We start from the raw sequence: 26,862 nt of genomic DNA, 5'->3' as shown, positions 1-26,862 counted from the left end.
GAGAACATCAAATAGGGAGGGTCAACGAATGCTTGAGGATTATCTAAAAGAATGGTCTTACTTGGCGGTATTCATCTTATCAGCACTGCCCTGGATTGAGTCTGCAGCGATAGTCGTGCTGGCAATAGCGCTTGGTTTAAACCCGATCTGGTCTGCGATTCTTGCTTTTACAGGCAACTGGCTAACTGTACTGCTATTGGTCTTCCTCTTCCATCGATGGCAGGAGTGGAGAAACAAAAAACGTATTGGCGATGTAAGTCAACAGCAGGAGAGCAAAAAGAGCAGACGCGCGCATAAAGTGTTCGTTAAGTATGGATTGCCCGGCCTTGCCATAATTGGTCCGCTATTGATCGGTACGGAAGTTGCAGTCGTCTTCGCTATGATTTTCAAAGCCCCGCGTAAAAACGTCCTATTCTGGATGACGACGGGCCTTGTATTCTGGACTGTTCTGTTCGCGGCAGCTACATATTACGGTTTTAACTTTATCTAAAGAGTATTTGGTAATATAGATGGCTTGAAGAAAGGGATGGCAAATGAAACTTATCATCAGCATACTAGGAATAATTGTTGGAGTTGCTGGTTGTCTCGGCCTAATCCTTATTGGATCTCGCGATATTCATTCATTCAGCTCCGACTCAGGCGAGTACCATAACGGGCTGCTGTTAATTAAGTATGGTTCAGCATTACTTTTCATTTTTCTTGTAACATTGTGGCTGATGTACAAACAATTTTGGAAGCTTTGCCTATTCATCGGTTTTCTTTGTACCGGGTTTTCGGTACTTGGTCTTTTCAGTATAGGACCTTTTATTATATGGGGGTCATTATTCGTATTCTTGTTCAGTTTCTTCAATGTGATGAGTTTAAGAGAGGATAAAAAGACCAATGATTGAACTGCATGCTCTAAAGAACCGTACGGCGCTTATTTGCCCATTTATGGCACCGAAATATTTCTAACGAACCGTAGGGGCTCTATTTGACGGTTTTTGAGTAATTGGCAGCAGATTATCCCCGAATAACGCCTCTACGGTTCGTTAGAATCTAGAAGGCCCGAAATTCGGCCCAATAACGCCTCTACGGTTCGTTAGAATCTCGCGGAATGCAAGATGAGATTGTTAGATTTTAACGCGGGGATGTTGTTAAATGAGGGCGTTGTCAACAGCCTAAGGACACCTGAAACGGTGTCCCTTTTTGTGCCCAATTAAGGAACTCCGTTAATAAGAAATAGGCAGCTTGATTTCGATACTGGTTCCTTTGTCTACTTCACTTTCGACTTTCAATCTACCAGCGTGATTCTCTATAATCTTCTTGCTCACCATAAACCCGAGTCCGGTTCCAGTGTCTTTCGTCGTATAAAAGGGCAGTCCTAATTTAGCGAGGACATCTTTCGGAATGCCGCAGCCTTCGTCAATAAGACGAATCGATAGTTCTTGTTCGTTATCGCTCTTAACTTGAATCATGATCGTGCCGCCTTTTGGCATGGACTCTATGGAATTTTTGATAAAATTAATAAAAACTTGCTTTAACTGGTTCTCGTCGCAGTAAAGATGGGTCGCGCCAGGTTTATATTCGGTCGTAAATTGTACATTATTGAGGTTTGCTTGCGAATCCAACAGCGTCATCACTTGACTTAACAGCACGCGAATATCTTTTCTTTCGTATTTGATCGTTTGTGGTTTAGCAAGTATTAATAGCTCACTAAGAATCAGCTCAATTCGCTCGATTTCAGAGGTCATGATATCAAAGTATTTTTGTTTCTCTCCGAATCCCGCTTTCATTAGTTGAACGAATCCCTTAATGGAGGTAATCGGGTTCCTAATCTCATGGGCAATTCCAGCCGCCAATTGACCGGCTATCGATAATTTCTCGGCATTTTTCATATGTTCTTGCGCCATTTTCCATTCTGTAATATCCCTTAAAGTTACGGACCAACCATTCTGGTTTTCTCGGCCATCGAGAATAGGAGAGGCGGTCAGCATCACATTCATCGACTCTCCGTTTTTCCGTTTGAGGACGGTTTCCACTCCTATTACCGCTTGTCCATTCCTCACGAGTTCATTAAACTGGTTCACTTCATCCAAGCTTTCTGCCGGAATGATCGGAAGGTCAAATATGGTATTGCCGATCATTTCATCCTTGGTCCATCCGAAGACCTGTTCAAACGTTTCATTGACCCTTTGTACCAGGCAATCGTGATTGAAAATAATAATAGAATCCGCATTATGTTTGATAAAAGACTCCAATTGCGTCGTCTTTGCTTTCAGCTTGTCTTCGGCAAGTTTCCTAGGTGTAATATCTCGACATATCCCAGTGATACCAATGATCATTCCGCTATGGTCCCGAAGAGGGGACAACGTTGCTTCCACATCCAGCAATTGACCATCTTTTCGCTGGCGTATCGTTTCCAAACCAATAATCGTTTCTCCAGATTTGATAATCTGATGGATTCCATTCATAGAATTCTTGAGGAAGTCGGGAATCAAGGGCAGCTTTTTCCCTTTGATCTCATCTGCGGACCAGCCGAATAGCCTTTCAAATGCCGGATTTACATCTAGAACGGATTCCTCTATGTCAATTAACCAGATGGCATCCGCATTGTGGTTCATAAAAGACTGCAATTGGGAAGTTTTGGATTGTAGTTCTTTTTCCGCAAACTTACTTTCCGTTATGTCTTGGATCTGCGCGATACATATTAATGGCAGCCCGTGATCGTCTCTTATGGTAGAAAGAACTAACAATACCCATACGATATAACCACTCTTGTGAATATAACGTTTCTCCATTTGGCAATAATCCAACTTACCGTCCAAAAAACGGTTTAGGAGATCAAGCGAAGTGGGGGTGTCGGCTGGGTGAGTCAAGTCCTGTACGGTCATGCCAAGAAGTTCGGATTCGGAATAACCGCTGAGTTGGCATAGAGCCGAATTGACCTTCAGCCACTTTCCTTCATCAGATACCAAGGCCATCCCGATGGGGGCGTTAGTGAACGTAGTAGTGAACAGTTCTTGTTCAGAAAAATGTAAAGTTTTAGGCATGACATTCTACCTCCGACGATATCAAGTTCCATATATAGGCTTTAGACATGAGGCGTGTAAAATCCTTTGATCACCTGTTGGATAAGCGGGTTCTTTTTTTGGGGAAAATATTAGATGTAACCTTTCAATGAATCATTCCGTCTAGAAAAAGACATCTAAGTAGAGAGGAAGAATATAAAAATGAAAAGAAACAATCTCATATTGTCTAGTCTAATTGTTGCAACTGTCATTTCAGCAGGCAGCGCAAATAGAGCAAACGGAGCAGAAAATAAACCGATTACCGGTGCTTCCTCTGCTGTTACTTTTAAAATGAATGACGTTAATTATTTCAATAACACAGGTAAGCATAGTCTGCTGGCAGCACCTTTTGTTACTAACGGAAATACGATGGTTCCCGTCAGAGCCGCTGCTGAATCTCTAGGTGCATCGATCAGTTGGAATGACAAGAACCAGATGATTACATTGTCAGGAAAAGGCTTCGGCACTATTAAATTCACCATGAATTCGGCCTATGCGGTAAATGTTAAAGGAGAGAATATCAAGCTGCCCGTGCAGGTTCGTCAGACAAAAGGTACGGTGTTCGTTCCCGCCCGATCGTTAGCTTCTTTGATGGGCATTGGTCTACAATGGGAGGCTGCAACCCATAAGCTTACGCTATCCAATCAGCCGCAATCTCCCAGTAGTGTAGACTTCAATTATCAATTTACTAAGGACATGGAAGGATGGAAGGGGGGCTTTGCCGATTTGCCGATCGATTATGATAAAGAGATTTACGAACTGGATTATTCCCGTAAACTGCTTCCCGTCGATAAAAACACGACTAATTATGGATTGAAGCTCTCGGGGCATAATCGCAGCGATGATTTGTTTATGTATCTTTCCAAGGGAATTAGCGGCTTCAAACCAAATACTTCCTATAACGTCAATTTGAAGTTTGCGATGTACACAGATGCGGGCGGAGGAATGATCGGTATTGGCGGATCTCCTGCTGAATCGATATTCTTGAAGGCTGGTATACTGTCAAACGAACCGTTATCTGTTCCAACAACTTCTCCAGGATCGGAATATTACAGAATGAACGTGGACATCGGCAGTCAAGGAACCGGTGGCAAGGATGTCAAAGTAATCGGCAATGCTGCCAAACCTAATGCGGATCAGAGTGGTTATCAGCGTGTTGATTTTAACTACAGCGCCAAGGTGACAGCAAATGCCAAAGGCGAAATTTATATTCTAATCGGAGCGGATTCCGGCTTCGAAGGGTTGACTACCCTTTACTTTGATGATGTCAAAGTAACCGCTCAAAGCCTCTCATGAAGACGGAACGAATTACGGAACGCGTCCGGATCACACAAAAACGGTTGCGTAAAGAGCTGCTTAGCAGCGTACTCAACGAGTTCGACATGCAAGTAATGAAGTTACCGGAAAACATGCGACTGCAAAAATATGCGAAGATGGCGGAGAACTCGTTTTCATTTTACCGAGGGAGCTTGTATTTGTTTTATTTCGACGTCGGCCGGGAATGGTTTCCTTATCACAGTCCGCAGGATCGCCCGACATGGATTCAGGGTGATTTGCATTTCGAGAACTTCGGAGCGTTCCGGAGTGAAGTAGGTCGGATCGTATACGATGTGAACGATTTTGACGAAGGTTATCTTGGCTCCTATTTGTACGATCTGCTTAGAATGTCTGTCAGCACAGCGCTGGTATGCAGGACCAAGTTGATTGAGGAGCAAGGACAAAAAGACGCGATCACTACGTATTTGGAAGGGTATGTGAATCAGATACGCAGGTTTGCGAAACGCAAGGATGACCCGCGCACGCTTGTTTTCGACAAGAACACGACGGCAGGGCTGATCCGCAAGCTGTTGAAAAAGACGGAGAAGCGATTAGCATCGCAATTTTTGGAAGGCATCACCACATTGACGCACACAGCAAGAAGATTCATGGATTCGGAAGAGATTGTCCCTCCAACTGAGGAAGAGCATCTCAAACTGGAGGAAAGCTGGCCGAATTACCTGATGTCGCTTGCGGAGAGCACGAAGCGTCAAGGCGGGTACTACGCCATTAAGGACGTGGCAGTGAAGCATGGCTCGGGCACCGCGTCTATTGGATTAGACCGCTATTATGTGCTTATCGAGGGCGAAGGCGGAGAGCATGCACTAGACGATATCATCCTCGAGGTGAAGGAAGTGCGCACCCCGATTCCTGCATATTTTATGCCGTACAATGAGTCGTTCTGGACGAATTTCGGTCATCAGGGCAAGCGAGTTACTTTCACGCAGCAGGCCATGCATCACGAGGCAGACCCGTATCTGGGCTATTTGACGATTGACGACCGCGATTTTTACGTGCGTGAACGTTCTCCATACAAGAAGCGGCTTAAGCTGGAGAAGATAACGGGAACAGAGGACCTGTTGCCGGTGTTGGATTGTATGGGACGGATCACGGCGAAGCTTCATGCGCGGGCGGATGTGGATTTGGAGCACGGACTGATATCCTACCATAGCGAGGATGCGATACTCCTTGCAATTGGACAAGATACGGATGCTTTTTGCGAGTATATCGCCAATTGGGCTATTTCATATGCGAATCAGGTGGAGGAAGACTACATCTTGTTCAAGGAATGGATTGGCGAGCGGACCGAACGAAACGAAAGTACACGATAATGGAAAGAAGTCATCACGGCAGCCGGTTAATAATCGGGTGCCGTTTTCTATTTATTGGGTAATCATGTTTGTGAGGTAATCACTAGATTTCACCAAAACAGGAGGTGCGTCAAGTTGTAAAACGATAGCGCTGAAAAATAAAGTAAAGAGAGGATAACCCAATGGATAAGAATACAATGGGACTGAGCAATAGAGGATTCTCCGAAACAGGGCTGCGCAGATTGCGAGATGTGCTGGCACGGCATGTCGAGTCAGGGAAGATTCCGGGACTCGTCGCCTTGGTCAGTCGGAATGGTGAAACGCATAATGAAGCGATCGGCACAATGGACCATGACGGTGGTGCGCCGATGCGACGTGATACGATCTTCCGAATGGCGTCCACTTCCAAGCTTGTAGCAGTTGCGCCTGTGATGATCTTGCTCGACGAATGCAAGCTGCATCTGGACGACCCGGTAGATACCTGGCTGCCCGAACTCGCCAATCGGCAGGTGCTGAGACAGGCTGACGGCCCACTGGACGACACCGTGCCGGCGCGGCGGCCGATCACCGTACGTGATCTGTTGACCTCCACGTTCGGGCTTGGGATGGATATGGGATTGCTGGGTTCGCCGATCTTCACCTCGCTCTTCGCGCAGGGGATATACGACTCAGGACAGGTGACATTGCCCGATCCAGACGAGTGGATGCGCCGGCTGGGCACACTCCCGCTGAGTTACCAACCCGGAGAAAGGTGGCAGTACCACATCAGCAACGAAGTTCTCGGTGTGCTCGTTGCCAGAGTCACGGGTCAGACGTTCGAGTCGTTCCTGCGCGAACGCATCCTTGATCCGCTCGAAATGAAGGACACTGGCTTCCACGTGCCCGCTAGCAAGATTGGCCGACTGCCGACCAGTTATGCACCTGATCCGCGAACTGGACAGTTCAACGTGTGGGATGAGGCTTCTGGGGGGCGGTACAGTCAACCTCCGGAGTTCCAAGGAGGAGGCGGTGGGCTGGTCTCAACCGCCGTTGACTATCACTCCTATTTACAGATGCTGCTGAACCAAGGGATGCACGGGACACAAAGGATCCTGTCCCGGCCTGCCGTGCAGCTGATGACGACGAACCGCCTCACGCCAGAGCAGCAAGCTGTCCGAGACGCCATGGCCAAAAACTACGTCCATTTGTCGCATGGCCAAGGGCAGCACGGCGGCTGGGGCTTCGGGATGGCGGTGCGCACCTACCGCGGCGACTACGCATCCATTGGTCAATTCGGCTGGGACGGTGGAACCGGCACTTCGACGTACGCCGATCCAGAGAAACAGCTCACCGGAATCCTCCTCACCCAGGTCGGGATGACCACTCCCGATTCGGCGCGAGTTATCCATGATTTCTGGACGATGGTCTATCAGGCAATAGAAGACTGAATCTGATCAAGCTTAGAGAAACAACGAAGAGCCGGAGAATCGTCGGAATAGACGGATTTTCCGGCTCTTTCGGTTTTAGTGCTTGGCTCCGTTCACCGGCATCTTTGCCGCGCATCCAATTGTGCAAGCTCGCCGCGCCAGCCCTCCAACAGCCATACAAATCTTATCTCACACGCCTCGTCTTGTATTCGGTGAAATTCTAACGAACCGTGGAGGCGTTATTAGGCCAAATTTCGGAAGTTCGAGATTATAACGAACCGTAGAGGCGTTATTTGGGGATAAACGGCTCCCATAAACTCCAAAACCGTCAAATAGAGCCCCTACGGTTCGTTAGCATTATTTTTCGAGGCCATAAATGGGCAAATAAGCGCCGTACGGTTCGTTAGCGCAATCTGCCTTTCATGTTGCAGGAATACACAAAGTCGAAAACAAACAGCGCGTGCCCCTAGACATGTATAGTTCGCGGAAAGAAAAGTGCTGGAGCAAGCACGGAAGACTTCGATATGCGAGAACATAAAATAGATCGCCAACCTCCTGTCCGAGCAGGCAGGTTTAGGCGATCTTGTTGTTTATTGTGCGAAGACCAGACCCCACTGGTTTACCGTCTCGAGGTTAAAATGGTACACGGGGCAGCCTATTGAACGGTTTATGCAACATATTCATTTCAGTTGCGTATAGGCAATAGAAAATAATAAACTAAGGAGGATTTCAAACTGAACTCATGATTGGTCATCAAAAACAATTGATATTCGGGGATATCATTTATGGATTCCAATAATAGTTTCTATATCTTCGGGAATTTAATTGGCTTTTATTAATGGAATTCCTAAGTATTTACTTTTAGTTAATGGTAAGCTTGTTGTATTCGGTATCAGTTTTGTTATGTTAGTCTATTTTGTTTTATCATTTTAGAGTTAAGGTTGTGGAATAAGTTCCAGCATAATTCGACGAGTTGGTCTTTACATAATACACGAAGAATTAGCAGACACATAAGAAAGGGTGGCATATATGAATAAGTTTAATATACTTCGTCCGATCATGCTGATTGCGATTGCACTCCTAACAAAGAGCTTGGTTACGAATCTGTGCATGGTGTTTGGAATGGAATCCGAGTCGGCCAAAAATATGGGGTTCATTGGCATGTTGATCGCAGGGCTCGTGGTCTTCTCTAGAATCCGGAAAAATCAGAAATAGGATTTGCAACGGGACTCAATAGCTCAATACACTAATGATGAAGCTGCCGGTACGATCGGCAGCTTTATTACGTTAACAAGGAGTTTATTCTAAAATAATGAACTTTTTATCAACTCGGAACCAATATTGTATGACAGAGCAAATCAGGGGGGAGGCATTTATGACAGAAGAACAACTAAATGAATGGATAAGGAAGATGTGCAATGGAGATAAAGAAGCATTTCAAGTGGTCTATAAGCAAAGTATCAATCATGTATTTAGAACGGTTTCTTTTCTTGTAAATAACAAACAAGATGTGTGCGATGTTGTTAATGAAGTGTATGCGGCAATGTTTAAGTCACTACCTTATTACAATCTTCAGAAACCTTTTCGGTCTTGGTTAAATGGATTGATTGTTAAACAAACGTCAAACTGGAATAGAAAGATATGGCGCAGATCCAGATTAAATGACCGCAATATGTTGTTAGAAGTGGTAGAACATGCCCCGGATCCAGAACGTATTCATTTACGAAATGAGATTGGTAACGAACTCGTCGCACTTGTTCAAAAACTTTCGTACAAACAGAGAGTTGTGATCATACTACGTTTTTATCAAGAATGTTCGTTTGAAGAAATTTCTGAACTGCTGGATATCCCCATAGGTACGGTTAAATCACGACACCATATTGCTTTAGAGAAGTTACGTAATTTAGCAAGTGTTGATATGAAAGGAAATGAGGAGGCAGTTACCTATATGGCTCGAAAACCAAATCAAAATGAGTTCAAGAAAGCTGCTGAACAGTTTTTACCACCGATCTATCTTGATGAACAAATCGAGCAGCTTTTTAGCATTCACTTAAATGGTCTTAATGTTGAGCTCTATAAGGATTCACAATTCACAATTTCGCAAGCTCAAACAATTAAAAGCACAGAAGGAATTAGAAATCAATTATCTCCATGTGAATCGGCATTTGTCTATATTACTGAATTGGATAAAAAAATTGGGAGTATGCCTTCTTTAGGATTTTCTAGAGTGACTCAACCACAATCGTATTCGGACTTTAACCAATGGAAGGAAAAAATAAATACAGATTGGAATGATTTTGTAGACTTTAAATTACCTACACGACTGCCGGATGGATTTTCTTTTATAAAAGGGGAAATAAACGGCCCATTAGGCGGGTTCACCTATGAGAACGAAATGAAATATTACGATATGTTAAAGGAAAAAGCAATTGCGACTAATGAGAAAATGACTTGGCAAAAGGCTGAAACAGCAAATGAATGTTTTGTTACAGAAACCGCTTGTTTAGTTTATTCTAATCAGCTTAAGGATCAAATTAATATTTACTATGGTTTAATACCTGGCGATAGAGTAATAACAATTATGCCGAGTCCAGAGGAGATCACGATTTCTACTTTCGATGTTGCTTATTTTTCGGAGATCGATTCCCCTGAGACTGGTGTTTGCAAAGAAATTAGAGGATATGAACTAAAAAATGGGCAAACCTATTCGTTCCGAATCTTAACTCAATCATTAAACGTAACAAAAGATGATTTGTTATTAGTTGCTAATAATCTAAAATGGACAGAAACTGAAGATACAAATGTTTAAGCTTAAGCTCTATGGAAACAAGCGCTCATGAAGCTAAAGAAAAGGCAGCCGTTCTGTGAACGGGTGCCTTTTCTCAACTACCGGGAGATATTTTATAAACGAGGACCGAACGGTTGAATTCCGTTTTCTTGCCTCTTTTATCACTTTCTTCACTATTTTAATACTTTCAAAAAAAAACGGTAGTTTTAAAAAATATCGATATATCAAATAAAGAAGACATCCCTCATACTCTTCTTCAACTGGAATAGATTGAGAAGAATTCAATCGTGCAATCGTGGAGGATAGGGCAATCCGAGGAGGGGGTGAGTAAGATAGCAATTTCATAGTGTATGAGCTCGCTTTCTCATCCAAGACCACAGCGTGCTTTTACTCGAGGACCAAACAAATTCAGGTTGAAAGGTGTGGATTTATGCGAAGGCTTTCTGCTAAGCTAGTTTCCTTCCTATGCTTGATCGCCCTACTTACTGGTTTAATTCCTACCATCTCGTTCGGCGCGACCCAATCGTTCTTTGCGCCAGCTGAAACATCCGGCAGCATCTCCGTCAAACTGTATCCGATGGAAAATGTCACCTCAGGACAAACGAAGCTAGTTACGTTCGGCGTACCGTTCCCAAGAGGCTCCATAACACCTGCGAATGTATCGAAAATTCGTGTGCTGAAGGGCGGCACGGAAATTCCCGCCTACGTTGAAATGCAAACGCCATGGCGCAGCATAACAAACTCTTCTCTAGATGGGGCTTCCGTTCGCGTTGCGCGCATCCAGATTCAGAACACGTTTACTTCCGTTTATCCGAATTCGGAGACGATAACAGTGGAATGGGGTCTCAATAACCGGATCCAGAACATTTCGACACTTACGAATCCGAGATCGGCATGGCATCAAGTGACGTCGGGTACGTTCGTAGCAGCGGATAACGTTTACGAGCCTGACGTTTATGCGGTGCTGCCGAAAGACTTTCTTGCCAAAGGCGTGCTAAAAGGAACGCGGATGAACACGTTCGACAGCAGCATAACCGAGTCAAGGGACAATCCGACCACGATGGATGCAACTGAGCATTGGACGGGCTACACGGAGATGGAGCATGCATTCAAAAACAACTTCTACATGCTCATCAATGAGGATGATCCTGCCGTTATCGCCGGCGATTCCGGCTCCGGATACAAAAGCGACTACAAAACAAACTACGATCCGTGGCTATATGACCGCGCGGCAACGATGTACACGCTATACATGCGGAGCGGTTCGCTGAAAGCACTGCGCGAGGCAGTGAGGCATACCGACTTTTACAAAACGAAAATTTATCCGGCTACAACGACGCCTTCACGTGCCATCGGACTATTTACGATAAAAAATCCCGATCCGAACGGCTGGCCGGGCGGCAACGGTGCTATGTACAGCTACGACGAGTCGATGGCTTATTCGTACTGGCTGACCGGCGACAACGATATGCTGACCTACATCCCGTTGATCGTTCAGGCGCATGAAACGAATGACGAGCCGACACGGTGGGATCCGAGTCTGGGGACTTGGACCGAACGGCATACGGCTTTCCGGTTGCTCGCCAATCTGATCGCTTACGAGGTAACGGGCAACACGACCTACAAGACTAATGTGCAAAATCAAACAGCTGATTTCATCTGGCATCAGAACGGTGCTGGCGGACTTATACCGGCAAACCGTGTCGACGGCGGACTGTATCATTACGGCAGCCAGCATGGCGACGGCGTACCCGGCGATTTAATCGGTTCGACCTGGATGAGCGTGCTGACGGAAGATGCAATGATCCGCGCTTACGCGTTCACGGAAGATTCGAATATCGCTAATTTTGTGAAGCGAATGGGCACCTTCCTGAATAACGCTTCGCGTTCCGATGCTTATCACGCCTACGATACTTATGTCGGAGCGCTTCGCTATCCGGATTATATGGTGAAGTATGACGGCACTTCCGATGTGCTGGACGGCGGACGCGGAAGCTCAAGCGATCCAACCGGCGGTACGACGATCGAGCATGACCTGGAGGTGGGGAACGCGATTTTGTGGGCCGACTACTTCGGTCAGCTGCTCGGCGGTTCGCCAAATACGACCTGGGAATCAGCTGTAACCGACCTATACAACGGCTACGATATCGGCGTCAACTTCTGGATTCGCCCAACCGGTCCTTCGGCGGGAAAAACCGCTTACCGGATTACGCCTAACCGCAAGTGGGGCTGGGAATTCCGCACAACCGGCAGCTTCACGTGGCTGGCGTCCCAACTGCTGTCCGGCTCCAGCCCTGGACCCGGCGATACGACGGCGCCAACGGTGTCGATCACAGCGCCGACAAGCGGCCAAACGGTATCCGGCACGATTACGGTGTCGGCAAACGCCTCGGATAATGTTGGCGTTGTGGGCGTACAATTCAAGGTTGATGGTGCTAATGTCGGCACTGAAGACACGTCTTCACCGTATTCGATCTCGTACAGCACTTCAGGCCTGGCGGCCGGCTCACATACGATTACGGCGGTAGCGCGTGATGCTGCGGGCAATACGACGACATCGTCCTCGGTGTCCGTGACTAAAAGCGCGGCTGCCGATACGACGGCGCCGACGGTATCGATCACAGCGCCAACAAGCGGCCAAACGGTATCGGGCACGATAACGGTGTCGGCAAACGCCTCGGATAATGTTGGCGTCGCAGGCGTCCAGTTCAAGGTCGACGGCACTAATGTCGGCACGGAAGACACGGCTTCGCCGTATTCGATCTCGTATAACACGACATCGCTTACAAACGGCTCACATATGATTACGGCGGTAGCGCGAGACGCTGCGGGCAATACGACGACATCGTCCTCGGTACCTGTAACCGTATCGAATGGCACAACGGGAACGGTCACCTTCCAGCAAGGAGTGAGCAGCTACACCGGCGCGAAGGATGTGTCGCTCACTTCGCAATACAGCGGCAACGGCGGTAATATCATTAGCGGCACGTTGAAAGTATTCGATCAAACCAGCCAGACAAATCCGTATGAAATCGATACGCTGCTGCGCTTCGATAGTATTTCGATTCCGGCCGGCAAAACGGTCGCATCGGCAAAGCTAACACTCAAGATGAACACATGGGCTACCGGCTTTACGATGGAAGGTCGCTACATGCAGACGGATTACGATCCGACCTATTCGCTCATCGGATGGCAAAACCGCAAGTCAGGAGCGCTATGGGCGACGGCAGGAGCAAAAGGCAACGGGACCGATTATGTGTCCGGAAAATCGTTTGCGATAAACAGCTTCACAGCGACCGGCGATCAGGTGATCGATATTACCCTCGATCCGACAGTCGTACAGGGCTGGCTGACCACACCGTCCACCAATCAGGGCGTTCTGCTTTATATTGATAATCCAACTAACATTGCGGTGGATATATACTCCGCAGAAGACGCCACAACGGCAAACCGGCCGAAGCTGTCGATCACGTACCAGTAAGATGTCCCTTATTAAAAATAAACTTGAGACCCACAGCCCGTTGCTGTGGGTCTCTTTTTTGTGAGAGAATTGCGATATAAAGCATCTTCACTTTGCATTATTAATTGATTAAATTGTATCTCATATAGTAGAAATAATGCCCTAAATGGATTGGAAGGGAAGGTTGGAGCTATGCGTAACTCGCCGAATATTTCAGAGGAGAACCTTCGATCATATCTAGAGGAGCAATATGATTTGACTTCCGCTTCCCTTGAGTTTCTTCCCTTGGGACTTGATTACTGTTCAGCTGTATATCAATTGGTTGATGAGCTTGGAGTCGCCTATCTGATAAAAGTTACGTCGAGGCCTTTGTACGAACCACAATATCAGGTTCCCCGATATCTCAACGATTTGGGGATAATATGTGTCGTGGCTCCCATTCCCAGCAGGTTCGGTACCTTGTGGACCAGTCTAGAGGAGTGGTCTGTCGTTGTCTATCCCTTTATCAACGGGGAGTCGAGCTTCACGGGGATGTCGGCCGAGCAGTGGAATAAGTTGGGGGGGAATTTAGAACGAATTCACCAGATTAGTTTACCGCCTGATGGTTTTAAGTTGCTCCGACAGGAGACCTTTGATCCTTCGGAATATGTTCGATGGATACGAATTTTTGAAGATCAACTTGGACTTTTTGAAGGTGGTAATACATTGGAGCGAACACTTCAAGCTTCTTGGGTAGAGCATAGGTCTAAGATACATTCAAAGTTGAGCTCATTGGAAAAGTTCGCAAGGCTGCTTCAATCGCGAATAATTCCTAATGTAATCTGTCACGCGGATCTGCATCCAGCCAATTTGATTCGAGATCGGGCTGGGCAAGTGTTTATAATCGATTGGGACGAAGTAATGTTCGCTCCCAAAGAGCGTGATTTCATTTTCGTCAGTCATCCACACGACCATGCATTTTTTCAGGGGTACGGAGACGTAGAGGTTGATGAGGAGGTACTCACTTACTACCGCTTAGAAAGGGTACTTCAGGATCTAATTGAGTGTGCTCGAAACGTGTGGATTAGGGACGATTTAGGCGAAGAAACCAAGGCGGATGCTATTAAGTTATTTCAAGGTATCTTGGAGGAGGAAGAAGCATCCAGTTGAATGGAGGGTCTGGCCATGGGCATTAGGAATTATCTGATTGACATATGGCATGTAGATAAAGTAAAAGCTTTGGTCGCCAACCTGGGGCGGGCAAAAAAAGGAACGGGAACTCATTGCGCGAATGCACCAATCGAAAGAAGACATTCCGAAAAACGGCATTATAATCGACGCCACCGCACCGGTCGCGTACGTCGTTGATAAGATCGTCCAGTATCATGCTTTAATTTCTCGTGACGGTAATTGTTGAGTTGAAAGATTGTATAGTTGAGGTGAGCTCCTTGTCGGAAGGATTACCGGATAAAAACTTGTTTATGATGTGTACGGTGTTAAACCCTATTGCAGTTCGGAGTCTCCCGACAGGGTTTCACATTCGAAAATGCCGCGAAGCGGAGCTTGGCATCTGGATGGACTTTCCATTCGATGACTCACGGGAAGCTGAAAAGTATAGAGGCTTTATGTCTTCCTACTTTCAAAATGTATACTCGGATAAGAAAGAAGTGTTTTTTGATAGATGTCTGTTTGTATGTGATTCGCAAGACCGCCCGATTGCAACATGCTTCGCTTGGAAAGCTTACGAGAAGATTACGACCATTCATTGGTTTAAGGTGCTAAAACAATATGAGGGATTCGGGATCGGCAGAGCATTGCTTTCTTATGTCATGCTTAGTCTGTCAATGTCTGAGTTTCCGGTGTTTCTTCATACGCAGCCGCAGAGTAATCGCGCAATAAAACTGTATGCCGACTTTGGTTTTGAATTGTTGAGCGATCCGATTATCGGCACTAGAAGAAATGATTTGGAGGAGTGTCTTCCATTCTTACAAAGAATTATGCCGACCGACGCATTTCAAGCGCTGAAAATAACCAAGGCTCCGGGATTGTTTTTGGAGGTTGTGAATTCTTCTTCTATAGAAGAATTTTAACGTATTGTCGTTATCACAAGTAGAAACGTAACACAGAGAGCATCTATGTTATTACGAACGTGACACTATAGCTCAATACTACGAACAGCAGCTAGCAAGATAATGGGCTGCTGTTTTTCATTGAAGTAACGGCAGTTTAGTTTAATAATGAGTCTATCAACTGTTCCACTCTTAGGTTATTATTGGAAGAATAATAATCCGGTTCTACTTTTGGAGGGGTATAGATGTCTAAAATACAGGCAATTGTTTTGGACTTGGATGGAACCTTACTGAGCAGCGACAAAACGATTTCCACAAGGAATTATGAGGCGGTTAAACGATGTTTTGATGCTGGCATCCCTATTATTGTTGCCACGGCGAGACCGCCCAGAGCGGCTAATCAATTTGTGAAGAATTTTCCTTTTGTAGACTACTTGGTTTATTACAACGGCGCTCTTATATCATGTAAGTCTAAGCAAACTCAGCGGCACATTAGTATCCCCATAGAGATTAGCCTACAGATTAACAATTTCATCGCGTTACATGCACCTCAATCGATCATTTCATACGAGGTCAATGACTCCTGGTTTACATGTACACCAGTTCCCGAATCGCAACAAAGTCATTTCGGTATCCGTTCCAATGATCCTAAACCCCAGCTTGTTGATAAAGATTTTTTTAGCTCACTATCCCCGACCAAAATATTGGTTCTAGGTTACAGCACAAGTAGAGATGTTAGCGAGCAATTCGGTGACTATGTGAATGTAATCGCAACCGATGGAGGCGTATTGGTTCAAATTATGCACAAATCAGCCTCAAAGGAAGATGCCGTGCAAAGTGTGTTAAACGATATCGGAGTGCAGTCCGAACATGTAATGGTATTCGGGGATGATTTTAACGATTTAGGATTATTTCAAATGTGCGGATTTCCTATCGCTATGGATAACGCGATAATGGAACTGAAGAATTGTGCAAAACACATTACCGAATCCAATGATAACGATGGTGTTGCTGTTGCTCTTGAGAAATTTGTGCTGAATTATCGTAAGAGGGATATGAAGCAAGGTGGCAGGTAGCCTGCAGGTGAGATTTATCTGGGGTAAAAGGATGAAAGATTTCGAATCTCTTGTAGTTATGTCTGTGCTTAGACATGAGTACAAGAATTAGGCCTTGGTCCAATTAGACCAAGGCCATGAATCATTATGCCAGAGGTTATTTCGCAGCTCGAGCAGGTTTGAGCTTACCGACGCTTTCCTTTGCTTTCAACTCGGCGATTAACTTATCTCCCTCGACATCCAGGTTCGGAATCGAACGGTCTAACCATTTCGGCAGGCTCCATGCCTTGTCGCCGAATAGGGCCATGACAGCAGGAACGAGGGCCATGCGGACGATGAAAGCATCGATCAGAATGCCAATGGCAAGAGCGAACCCGATCTGTTTAATCATAATATCTGGGGCGAAAATAAAGCCTGCAAAGACGGATACCATGATCACGGCTGCGGCCACGACTACGCGGCTCGCCTGATTGTAGCCATGAACGACGCTCTTGACTCCATGATGCCCATGAACGTAAGACTCGCGCATGGAGCTGACCAGAAAGACCTGATAGTCCATTGCCAGTCCGTATAGGATTCCGGTAACCATGATCGGCATAAAGCTTAGCAGAGGTCCGCCGGTATCAAAACCAAAGATGGAATGCAGCCAGCCCCATTGGTATACGGCCGTGGTGATCCCGAAGGTAGCAAGTACACTCAGCAGGAATCCAACAGTCGCTTTGATCGGAACGATCACTGATCGGAACACGAGCAACAGGATAATTAGCGAGAGAATGACGATAATGCCAACGTAGAGCGGGAACACCTCCGCGAGCTTAGACGACATATCGATGTTAATGGCAGTGAATCCGGTAACGCCCATTGTAACACCATAGGTTTGAGCGAGCTGCGAATCGGATGCACGCAGATCATGCACCAGGTTTTTGGTCTCGGCTTTAGTTGGACCTGTTTTCGGGATGAGGCTAATAATCGCCATATCACCCGTTTTATTGATGCCCATAGGCGTCACAAGCGCAACGTTCTCATGCTTCTGGAGCTCCTGAACGATATTGTTCAGCGTTTCAGGCGTGACTTTGCCTGTTGCGTCTTGCGGTTCAGCGACCAGTAGCAGCGGTCCATTAAAGCCTTCACCGAAACCGCTTGATATCGCGTCATAGCTTTGCCGTGAAGCGGTGTCCAGGTTCGCTGTGGCACCGGAAGGAATACCCATTTCCATTTTGCCGACCGGGATCGCAGCTGCACCAAGGATGACAATGGCACCAATAACGATGAGCCACCGGAACTTTACAACGCCTGTAACCCAGCGATGCGAGAATCCTTGACGGCTGGTATTAGCTTGAGCAACGCTCTTCGTGCGCGCTTTCGGCGAGCAAATGCGTTCACCGACTAAACCGAGCAGCGCAGGCAGCAGCGTTAGCGCAATGAGTACATTCACGACGACTGCCGCCGCCGCGACAAGCGCCATGGCAGACAAGAAAGCAATGCCGATTACGAGCATGCCGCATAAGGCGATAATGACCGTTAAGCCTGCGAATAATACCGCGCTTCCTGCGGTGCCGACCGCTCGGCTCACAGCTTCGCGAGAGCTCAGACCCTGATCGAGCATCATACGGCGCTGGCGGTTAACGATGAACAGCGAGTAATCGATTCCGACGGCAAGACCGACCATGAGCGCCAGGGCAGGGGTGATATCGGTCATATGAATGAATTTCGAGAAGGCATAGGCGCCGCCTACACTAATCCCAACTCCGAGAATGGCGGTTAGCAGCGGCAGGCCTGCTGCTACTACCGAGCCAAGCGTCATTAACAGAACAACGGCGGCAACAATAAGACCAACAGCTTCCGTTGAACCAAGTGCAGGCTTTGTTTCCAGCGAATCGCTAGGTAACGCTGTAATGCCGGAGCCATTCTGTTCTGCTGCCGAGATCGCCTCAATCACGGAATCGGGTACCGATTCGGGAAGTGACATCTGTTGGACAGTGAATTGGAATTGGAATAAGGCAACGCTGCCGTCTGAAGATAACATCACACCAGGCACGGGCATGCCATTGTTCATTAGTGGGCCAAAAGGAGGCATTTCAGCCGCGGCCGACTGTGACGCGTTATTCTCCTGGTTAGCTTGATCGGGTGAGGCATTCGCTTGATCACTTCCCGCTGCCGATGCACCAGCTTCCGCAGCCAATTCAGCAGGGTTAATGACATAATCCAGGTTGTACACATCATTCACGGCTTTGGTGATTAAGCTTAACCGTTCCGTTGTGTCTAGTCGTTCTCCCTTAGGTGCCGTGAATACGACACTGGCCTGACCGCCTGATGCTTCCGGCAGTTCTGCTGCCAATTGGTCGAGTACCTTCTGCGACTCTGTGCCTTCGATTTTCATATCGGAGCTGACATGTATGCCGTTTACGCCGAGCAAGGCGAGTACGATACCGAGAATCGCAATCCAACTGGTGATGAAATACCAAGGTCTGTCGTACGCTGCTTTGCCCACTTTGTACAGAAATGTTGACATAATAGGATGTTTCTCCTTTGCAAGTAGATAAGTGGTGAAAAGTAAAAAAGACTAGAAGCCGTGACGTAAGTAGCCGAACATATTCTCTAAGTATTGATCGAACGTTGTGGCCCCCGGTACTTCCTCTTCAGATTGGCCCGGCAGCAGTACATTCAGACTTCCATCGAGCAAAGGCAAAAATGCCCCGTAGACGGCGCCGGCAAGCAAATGAGCATATCCTTCCGGGTAGCGTCCATCGGCATAATCGTTCAATATTTCCTGCGATGATGTTTGCAAACGCCGGAGAGCATTGAGAATGTACGGCTCAAGCGATGGATATTGTTTCGATAAGGTGATGAGCTCCCGTAATTTCCTTAGAAGTTCTGCAGTAAGCTGCATTTTCATTAAAAAGTACAGCAGGTCAAGCGGAGAGCTGTTGCCTTGCATACTTGCAATCAATTCATCTGCTTCGGCGGAGCTTTGAAAGGTTATAGCAGCGCTAGCCACCGCTTCTTCCTTACAGGAGAAGTGATTGGCGAACGTTCTTCTGGAATAATTGGCTCTGTGCACAATATCGTCGACGACGAATCCATCCATTCCTCGTTCAAGAGCTAGCTCGAACGCCGCTTCGGAAAGGGCTGTAGCAGTTGCTTCTCTCTTGAAATCACGCAAACTTTGTTTGTTCATTTTATCGCTTAAGCGCACACCTCTTTTTGGATAGGATGTTAACTTCTTCAGAAAGGAATACATCTATATTATTGCCCATTGAGCAATGATGCACAATGGGAAGCTATTACGAAATTGTGGCAAGATACTGAGGCTACTGCCTAGGAGGAGAATGAGGAAGAATGGAGAAAACTCGGGTTAACACAATTGATGATTATATTGCGCAGTTTACCGGAGAGACACGCGAGATCCTTATCAGGCTTAGACAATTAATTCACGATTGCGCACCGGACGCGACAGAAAAAATCAGTTATGCAATGCCGACATTCGCATTGAATGGCAATTTGGTGCATTTTGCAGCTTTCGAAAAACATATTGGATTCTATCCTACGCCTAGTGGGATTGAAAAGTTTAAGATGGAACTATCACCGTATAAAATGGCGAAAGGATCGGTTCAATTTCCACTTAACAAGCCATTACCCTACGAGTTAATCAAGAGAGTTGTAGCGTTCCGTGTTAGTGAGAACAAGTCGAAGAAGTAATGACCCTATTATTGGAGGAGATCTGTCGGCACTAACATGTTCGTTTGATTTATGCATGCTTGTACAGTTATGCTACCAACGAGACATGGGGAAGAATGGGAGGTCTTTACGATGAACCAACTACTGCTGGCAGACGATGATCCAAGTATTAGAGCGCTGGTGCGATATGTCATGACCCGAGAAGGATTTAGCGTGCATGAAGCTAAGGACGGGGCTGAGGCAGTAAAAGTAATGAAATATTCACCGATTGATATCGCGATCATTGATGTGATGATGCCGCATATGGACGGGTTTGAGCTGTGCGACCATATTCGGCAGAATTACGACATTCCGATTATTTTGCTTACGGCTAAAGACCAGTTGGCCGATAAGGAACAAGGCTATCAAAAAGGGACAGATGATTATGTGACGAAACCTTTTGAGCCGGAAGAGCTGCTCTTCCGGGTCAAAGCGCTGTTCCGCCGCTATAACCGACTAGCGAATGACGTCATCCGAATGCATCGCATTACCATTGACCGCAAAAATGTTGAAGTGTCCGACGGCCAATCCGTGTTTTTGCTGCCGATGAAAGAATTCGAGTTGCTGGCCCAATTGGCACAGTACCCGGGACGTTTGTTTTCCCGTGACGAGCTGATTCGTCTCGTATGGGGCCCGGATTATGAAGGTGACGATAATACGGTTAATGTACATATTAACCGGCTCCGCCAGCGTTTTACCGATTATGCGGAGGACTTTATTATCCAGACGGTTCGCGGCATCGGCTACAAGATCGTGGTGAGGGACAAATGAAATCCTTGTACTACCGTGTGTTTCTGATCACGATAGCTGTCATTATAGTTAGCAGTATACTAGGGTTCCTAGCATCCAATACGTACTACCATATGAAGCTAAAGCCTTATAACGACGAGAAGCTTGTATCCATTGCTGAGCAAATGAAGTCATTCATTGAATCGGAGCCTGACGGTATGGAGCGGTATCTACGCAATGCAGCTGCACTTGGTTATGAAATCTATGTGACGGATGGACAGGGGGAAACGCATTTCTTCGGAAAGAGCTTCCGACAACAGGATCTGGACAAGCAGGATATAGAGGTGGTCCTAGACGGAGGCGTTTATCACGGTGTGGCACGCTTTCCGAAGAAGCCGTTCATCTCCGGATTCTTCGACAACCGGCTAAGCAATACGGTAGGCGTACCCGTCCAATTATCCGGTAGGAAATATGCCTTATTCATGCGGCCGGATGTGATGCTGCAGTTCGGCGAGCTTCGTACTTTCTTTGCCTTAATCGGGCTGCTGACCATCGTCATCAGTATTTTATTGTTTTTGATCAGCACGCGCTATATCGTCAAGCCTATCACAAGGTTAACCGAAGCGACTAAACACCTTGCGCAAGGAAACTACAATCATCGGCTAACGATGGGCAGACGCGATGAAATTGGTCAGCTGGCGGAGCATTTTACTTCGATGAGCCGCGAGCTGGAGCGCGTAGACCTGGCACGACAGCAGTTTGTAGCGAATGTATCGCATGAGATCCAATCGCCTCTTACCTCCATTCAAGGATTTGCTAAAGTGTTAGCTCAAGGGGATCTACCGAAAGAAGAACGTGAGCAATATGCCGCTATCGTGGAAACCGAAAGCCGCCACCTCTCCAAGCTGGGCAAACAGCTGTTGCTGCTCTCGACATTGGAACAAGGAGAAGAGGCGCTGAACAAAAAGCACTTCTCTTTACGAGGCCACATCCGTCAAGTCGCAGAACTGTTGCAATGGCAGCTAGAGGAGAAGGATTTGTTATTGAAGCTGTCTATTCCGGAGTCGCTTATGATTGATGGCGATGAAGTGCTGCTGATGCAGGTTTGGACTAATTTGCTAAGCAACGCGGTGAATCATATCCCGATAGGGCGAAGCGTTGAAGTCCGCGCGGAAGAAGGGAAATCGCACACCAGTGTCATGATTTCGGATACCGGAGAAGGAATCGCTCCTGAATATTTACCCTTTTTATTCGACCGTTTCTACCGTATTGATCACGCACGGGAACGTGCCTCGGGTCGAACCGGCTTGGGACTCTCCATCGTGAAGAAGATTGTGCAGCTGCACGAAGGTAATATCGAAGTGAGCAGCACGCCAGGGGCAGGCACTCGATTTACTGTAACGCTGCCCAAAATGTAATTTGTTATTTATGCGCCGTTTATATTCGCTTCCTAAACTGGAGACATTCAAGGGGAGGGAAGCACAATGTATCTGGCCATTCGAGAAATGAGGTTCGCTAAAGTCCGATATTCGCTCATTGCGATTATCATGCTGCTCGTCGCTTTTTTGGTCTTGTTCGTTACCGGGCTTGCTCGCGGGCTCGGCTATGATAACGCGGCATCGATTCAGAATATGGACGCTACCCATTTTATTATGGAAAAGGATTCGAATCATCGCTTTACCCGTTCACAGATTAGCGATCAAGTTGTAGAACAAGCAGGTTCAATTGTAGGTGAAGATAACGTGCAGCCGCTTGGTGTCAAGATGACTACCGTGACGCTAGCGGAAATGGCGGGCAAGCTGGATGTGACGCTTCTCGGAATTAGAGCGGAAGGCTGGTTAATGCCCCCGGTGATAGAAGGTTCGGCCATTACATCGAAAGGGACAGGACAAGTACTTGTTGATCGTAAGCTGAAGGATTCGGGTGTTATCCTCGGTACAGTTCTGATCGATGAGGCTTCAGGTTTGGAGTGGACGGTTAGCGGTTTTGTCAGCCATGAGTCATTCAGCCATTCGCCAGCAGTATTTCTCGTTGAGCACGATTGGCAGCAGCTTCAGCTGAAGACGGCAATGCGACCTGAAGCGGCAAAACCGATGGACTCAATAATCTACAATGCGTTTGCCATAAAAGCAAATACGCACCTGGCGGAGCGGCTTGCAGCAGTCCTGCCGGATACCGAAATCGTGACGAAAGCAGATGCCGTTTCGGCCATCCCCGGCTATAAGGAAGAACAGGGCTCGCTTTGGATGATGATCCTCTTTCTATTTGTCATCTCTTCGTTCGTTTTAGCGGTGTTTTTCTATGTCATCACCATCCAGAAGAGCAGTCAGTTCGGCATCCTGAAGGCAATCGGTACTCGCACAGGATACCTGGTTCGCAGCGTCGCCCTTCAAGTGTTGCTCTTATCGACAGGCAGTCTTGTGGTCAGCATACTGCTTATCCAGGCGACTGAAGCCATCTTGCCTAGCGGAATGCCGTTTCAGCTTCAAGCCTCTACCTTGGCGTTAACAAGCAGCGCTTTTATTGTCATGTCGCTCGCGGGTTCTTTGCTTTCCGTTTGGAAAGTAATGAAAATAGACGCCTTGGATGCAATAGGGAGGACTGCGGCATGAGTCATCGACTGATTCTCAACAATATTACGCATACCTTCGAGGATGGCGGCCTCCGGCGAACGGTACTGGATAAGCTGAACCTGCAGGTATCGGAAGGTGAATTGGTCGCTGTTATGGGGCCATCCGGCTCAGGCAAGAGCACCTTCTTGTCGATTGCAGGCGCGCTTCTTGAGCCAAAAGGCGGCGAGGTCTTGCTCGATGGGGAGTCGATATCCGGTAAGGATAGATACGAGATGTCCGATATTCGCCTTCATAAGTTCGGATTTATTTTTCAAAGCGCGAATTTGATCCCTTACTTGAAGGTGGATGAGCAGCTGATGCTTGTCGCAAAGTTGGGAAATATAGACAAGCGGAAGGCGACTGAACGCATTCGCGAGCTGCTTCACATGCTCGGCTTGAACGATCGCCGAAACGCTTATCCGGGCAAGTTGTCGGGAGGCGAACGTCAGCGCGTCGCCATTGCCAGAGCGCTCATGAACGATCCGGCCGTGCTGCTTGCGGACGAACCTACGGCGAGTCTAGATGCCTCCAGGGGAATGGACGTCGTGCACATGCTTGCCGAAGAAACAAGAGAGCGGGGCAAGAGCACCGTCATGGTAACGCACGACGAACGCATTTTGCCACTGTGCGATCGTGTTCTCTATTTAGAGAATGGTTGTCTGATTGGAAAATAAAAGAATTGTATCCAGGACACGCCAAATCATGGCGTGTTTTTTGTAGTAAACGATTCTTCGGCAGACAGCCTGGCGAAGCCTCTCCGGCATGTAAAAATAAGTTAAAAATATCGGGGTTTATCTATAGTTTGCCAAGTTGTCGTGTATGCGCTTACATTCTATAATTTTCTAGGAAGGAGGTGATAGGCAGAAATTGTTATCAAGCACTATTCAAGCGGAACGTTTGGAAAGTAGTGACAAATCCACAAATCTTAGGAGGAATACAATGATGAAAACGAATAAGAAGATTTTGGCAGCGGTACTAGCGGCTTCAATGAGTTTGGGCATGTTTGCAGCAACCTCAAATGCGGCAGCGACAGACTATTGGCAGAATTGGACCGATGGCGGCGGAACAGTCAATGCCACAAACGGATCTGGCGGTAATTATAGCGTGAATTGGTCCAATACAGGGAACTTCGTTGTCGGCAAAGGCTGGAATACCGGCTCCCCAACCAGAACGGTCAGCTACAATGCCGGCGTGTGGGCCCCTTCGGGCAACGGGTATTTGACGCTATATGGATGGACAAGAAACTCCCTCATCGAATATTACGTTGTTGATACATGGGGTACCTACAGACCTACCGGAACGTTTAAAGGCACGGTGACAAGCGATGGCGGAACGTACGACATCTATACGACGACGCGTACGAACGCGCCTTCCATAGACGGCACTGCGACGTTCACCCAGTTCTGGAGCGTAAGACAGGCGAAGAGAGCGACCGGCAGCAACGTATCGATTACATTTAGCAATCACGTTAACGCATGGAAGAGTAAAGGCATGAATCTGGGCAGCAGCTGGTCGTACCAGGTGTTGGCGACAGAGGGCTATCAAAGCAGCGGAAGCTCTAACGTAACGGTGTGGTAGCAGTCGTTTTATCCTAGCCGAATGAATCATTGATATTGCTTAAGGCCCCGGTCTCGCAGCCGGCGGCCTTATCTATTTCAACTCTAAAGGAGAACACTATCCATGAGAAAGTCAGTCGTGATCCTACTAATGGCAATCATGGTTGCTGTCAGCGCTTGCACGCAAGAAGAGGCGGACAAGCTAGAAAAGCCTGATCGATTTGTGCTAGTCCAAGGCGGAGCTATCAGTAACACCACGTCCGGCTTCTATGGTAAAAGCGTACCTGTTCCAAGTTTTTATATGAGTAAATATGAGGTCACGCAGCGAGAGTGGATCGATGTCATGGGAGGCAATCCTTCGCAATTCAAAAGCAACGAGCTGCCTGTCGAAACGGTCAGTTGGTATGAAGCAGTAGAGTATTGTAATAAAAGGAGTCGCCAAGAGGGCCTAGTAGTGTATTACACGATAGATAAGAATATGAAAGACCCGAACAATACGAGTGAACACGATGTTGTCAAATGGACTGTAACGATCAATGAAGGTGCGAATGGGTACCGGTTGCCGACAGAATTGGAATGGGAATATGCAGCAGGCGGAGGCCGATTGAGCAAGAACTACATCTACAGCGGAAGCAATCAAGCAGAAGAAGTAGCCTGGAATTGGATGAATGCCGGTGATAAAATCCTATCTGGGGACTGGAACTGGCCTGCTATCGAAAATAACCATAATCAAACGAAGATGATTGGCACCAAGCAGCCCAATGAGCTGGGACTGTACGATATGTCAGGCAATGTAAGGGAATGGTGCTGGGATTGGTACGCAGACTCCAATGTGGATAGCGGCGCTTACCGGGTTGTGAAAGGCGGAGGCTGGATCGGCGACGTCAGCAACAATGCGGTATCTTTTCGCGGCAAGTTCGAGGCGAACGGGTTCGGCCCTGATCAAGGGTTCCGAGTCATTCGCGGCGAGTAAGTCCAATTATCGCAGCATTAGATTCTTACTTATCACGCAACCCTGTGGTTGCTTATCGTTGACAAGCAACCACGGGGTTGCTTATAATCGAATTATGAATTGGGACAGAGATACGATATTCAAAGCACTTGGCGACTCAACTCGACGGATTATTTTAGATGAACTATCCGAATGCAAGGAGCAAACGTTGTATGAACTTACGGTACGACTCATTACGAATCATGAACTTGCCATTTCGCGACAGGCGATCGCTAAACATCTATCGGTATTGGAAGATGCCGGGCTCGTCAAATCAGAAAAAAAAGGGAAATTTCGTGTTGTTATTTTCAGTAATGAGCCATTGAAAAATTTGCTGAAAGGTTGGATCGAATAAATGAAAATCATAGTGACCAGTCTATTCGTTCAAGATCAGGACAAGGCATTGGCGTTTTATACAGAAACGCTGGGCTTTGTAATCAAACATGACGTTCCCATGGGGAAATTTAGGTGGATCGCTCTTGTTTCTTCGGATGAACAGGAAGGTACCGAGCTTATACTCGAACCGAATGATCATCCTGCTGCTAAAGAATACCAACAGAAAATACTTGCTGATGGCATCCCAGCAACCATGTTCGGCGTTGCAGATATTCATCAAGAGTACAATCAATTATTGGAAAAAGGCGTTAATTTTACGATGAAGCCGACAAAAATGGGCGAATTCACAATAGCTGTCTTTGATGATACATGCGGCAATCTCATTCAGTTAATTCAGAAGTGAAACCTGATGGACAGGTTATAGGTGTACGAATAGTTTATAGACACGAAAAATAAGATGGTTATGCAGCTTGTATGCAAACCATCT

General features: G+C 46.9%; 22 protein-coding genes. 19 read left to right on the top strand and 3 right to left on the bottom strand.

Going from position 1 to position 26,862, the window contains the following annotated elements; translation table 11 throughout:
• Positions 1-28 precede the first annotated feature (28 nt).
• Positions 29-490: a small multi-drug export protein gene (locus AC506A_RS06250; RefSeq protein ID WP_495460106.1), complete on the top strand. Its 462-nt coding sequence runs from the start codon at positions 29-31 to the stop codon at positions 488-490.
• Positions 491-1,211: 721 nt separating this feature from the next.
• Here the strand turns inward: AC506A_RS06250 and AC506A_RS06245 are convergent.
• A complete protein-coding gene (locus tag AC506A_RS06245) occupies positions 1,212-3,032 on the bottom strand; it encodes a PAS domain S-box protein (RefSeq protein ID WP_495460105.1) in 1,821 nt (606 codons plus the stop codon).
• Between the two features lie 180 nt (positions 3,033-3,212).
• Here AC506A_RS06245 and AC506A_RS06240 point away from each other — a divergent pair, with 180 nt between their 5' ends.
• From AC506A_RS06240 to AC506A_RS06200, 9 genes are all read left to right on the top strand, one after another.
• Positions 3,213-4,346 (top strand): stalk domain-containing protein, encoded by a 1,134-nt coding sequence (locus AC506A_RS06240; RefSeq protein WP_495460104.1) that lies wholly within the window; start codon positions 3,213-3,215, stop codon positions 4,344-4,346.
• Positions 4,343-5,698, top strand: coding sequence for a DUF2252 domain-containing protein (locus AC506A_RS06235; protein ID WP_495460103.1), 1,356 nt, complete (start codon positions 4,343-4,345; stop codon positions 5,696-5,698). The genes AC506A_RS06240 and AC506A_RS06235 overlap by 4 nt, the downstream gene beginning before the upstream one ends.
• 176 nt (positions 5,699-5,874) lie before the next feature.
• Positions 5,875-7,104, top strand: a complete 1,230-nt coding sequence (locus tag AC506A_RS06230) for a serine hydrolase domain-containing protein (protein ID WP_495460978.1) — start codon at positions 5,875-5,877, stop codon at positions 7,102-7,104.
• A 1,008-nt stretch (positions 7,105-8,112) separates the two neighbouring features.
• The gene (locus AC506A_RS06225) at positions 8,113-8,298 is read left to right on the top strand and encodes a hypothetical protein (RefSeq protein WP_495460102.1); all 186 of its coding nucleotides are present in this window, start codon (positions 8,113-8,115) and stop codon (positions 8,296-8,298) included.
• A 160-nt stretch (positions 8,299-8,458) separates the two neighbouring features.
• On the top strand, positions 8,459-9,892 hold the full coding sequence (locus AC506A_RS06220; RefSeq protein WP_495460101.1) for a sigma-70 family RNA polymerase sigma factor: 1,434 nt from the start codon (positions 8,459-8,461) through the stop codon (positions 9,890-9,892).
• Positions 9,893-10,301: 409 nt separating this feature from the next.
• Complete coding sequence (locus tag AC506A_RS06215; protein ID WP_495460100.1) at positions 10,302-13,352, top strand: Ig-like domain-containing protein; 3,051 nt, start codon at positions 10,302-10,304, stop codon at positions 13,350-13,352.
• 171 nt (positions 13,353-13,523) lie between these two features.
• Complete coding sequence (locus AC506A_RS06210) at positions 13,524-14,480, top strand: phosphotransferase enzyme family protein (RefSeq protein WP_495460099.1); 957 nt, start codon at positions 13,524-13,526, stop codon at positions 14,478-14,480.
• A gap of 278 nt (positions 14,481-14,758) precedes the next feature.
• Positions 14,759-15,400: a GNAT family N-acetyltransferase gene (locus AC506A_RS06205; protein ID WP_495460098.1), complete on the top strand. Its 642-nt coding sequence runs from the start codon at positions 14,759-14,761 to the stop codon at positions 15,398-15,400.
• A 224-nt stretch (positions 15,401-15,624) separates the two neighbouring features.
• Positions 15,625-16,455, top strand: a complete 831-nt coding sequence (locus AC506A_RS06200; RefSeq protein WP_495460097.1) for a Cof-type HAD-IIB family hydrolase — start codon at positions 15,625-15,627, stop codon at positions 16,453-16,455.
• Between the two features lie 136 nt (positions 16,456-16,591).
• Here the strand turns inward: AC506A_RS06200 and AC506A_RS06195 are convergent, their stop codons facing one another.
• Positions 16,592-18,946 (bottom strand): MMPL family transporter, encoded by a 2,355-nt coding sequence (locus tag AC506A_RS06195; protein ID WP_495460096.1) that lies wholly within the window; start codon positions 18,944-18,946, stop codon positions 16,592-16,594.
• Between the two features lie 51 nt (positions 18,947-18,997).
• On the bottom strand, positions 18,998-19,612 hold the full coding sequence (locus tag AC506A_RS06190; RefSeq protein ID WP_495460095.1) for a TetR/AcrR family transcriptional regulator: 615 nt from the start codon (positions 19,610-19,612) through the stop codon (positions 18,998-19,000).
• 161 nt (positions 19,613-19,773) lie between these two features.
• Here AC506A_RS06190 and AC506A_RS06185 point away from each other — a divergent pair, with 161 nt between their 5' ends.
• The 9 genes from AC506A_RS06185 (at position 19,774) to AC506A_RS06145 (ending at position 26,778) form a co-directional block, all read left to right on the top strand.
• Positions 19,774-20,133, top strand: coding sequence for an iron chaperone (locus AC506A_RS06185; protein WP_495460094.1), 360 nt, complete (start codon positions 19,774-19,776; stop codon positions 20,131-20,133).
• A 111-nt stretch (positions 20,134-20,244) separates the two neighbouring features.
• The gene (locus AC506A_RS06180; RefSeq protein ID WP_495460093.1) at positions 20,245-20,922 is read left to right on the top strand and encodes a response regulator transcription factor; all 678 of its coding nucleotides are present in this window, start codon (positions 20,245-20,247) and stop codon (positions 20,920-20,922) included.
• Positions 20,919-22,298: a sensor histidine kinase gene (locus AC506A_RS06175; RefSeq protein ID WP_495460092.1), complete on the top strand. Its 1,380-nt coding sequence runs from the start codon at positions 20,919-20,921 to the stop codon at positions 22,296-22,298. Before AC506A_RS06180 ends, AC506A_RS06175 begins: the two co-directional genes overlap by 4 nt.
• Before the next feature lie 66 nt (positions 22,299-22,364).
• A complete protein-coding gene (locus AC506A_RS06170) occupies positions 22,365-23,492 on the top strand; it encodes an ABC transporter permease (protein WP_495460091.1) in 1,128 nt (375 codons plus the stop codon).
• A complete protein-coding gene (locus AC506A_RS06165; RefSeq protein ID WP_495460090.1) occupies positions 23,489-24,166 on the top strand; it encodes an ABC transporter ATP-binding protein in 678 nt (225 codons plus the stop codon). Before AC506A_RS06170 ends, AC506A_RS06165 begins: the two co-directional genes overlap by 4 nt.
• 265 nt (positions 24,167-24,431) lie before the next feature.
• A complete protein-coding gene (locus AC506A_RS06160) occupies positions 24,432-25,070 on the top strand; it encodes a glycoside hydrolase family 11 protein (protein ID WP_495460089.1) in 639 nt (212 codons plus the stop codon).
• A 102-nt stretch (positions 25,071-25,172) separates the two neighbouring features.
• Positions 25,173-26,021, top strand: a complete 849-nt coding sequence (locus tag AC506A_RS06155) for a formylglycine-generating enzyme family protein (protein WP_495460088.1) — start codon at positions 25,173-25,175, stop codon at positions 26,019-26,021.
• 94 nt (positions 26,022-26,115) lie between these two features.
• On the top strand, positions 26,116-26,394 hold the full coding sequence (locus AC506A_RS06150; protein ID WP_495460977.1) for an ArsR/SmtB family transcription factor: 279 nt from the start codon (positions 26,116-26,118) through the stop codon (positions 26,392-26,394).
• The gene (locus AC506A_RS06145; RefSeq protein ID WP_495460087.1) at positions 26,395-26,778 is read left to right on the top strand and encodes a VOC family protein; all 384 of its coding nucleotides are present in this window, start codon (positions 26,395-26,397) and stop codon (positions 26,776-26,778) included.
• Positions 26,779-26,862 lie beyond the last annotated feature (84 nt).

Source organism: Paenibacillus sp. N22P23 (assembly GCF_059383735.1).
Note: the sequence above shows the minus strand (reverse complement) of the source record. Positions and strands in the feature narration are given on the sequence as shown.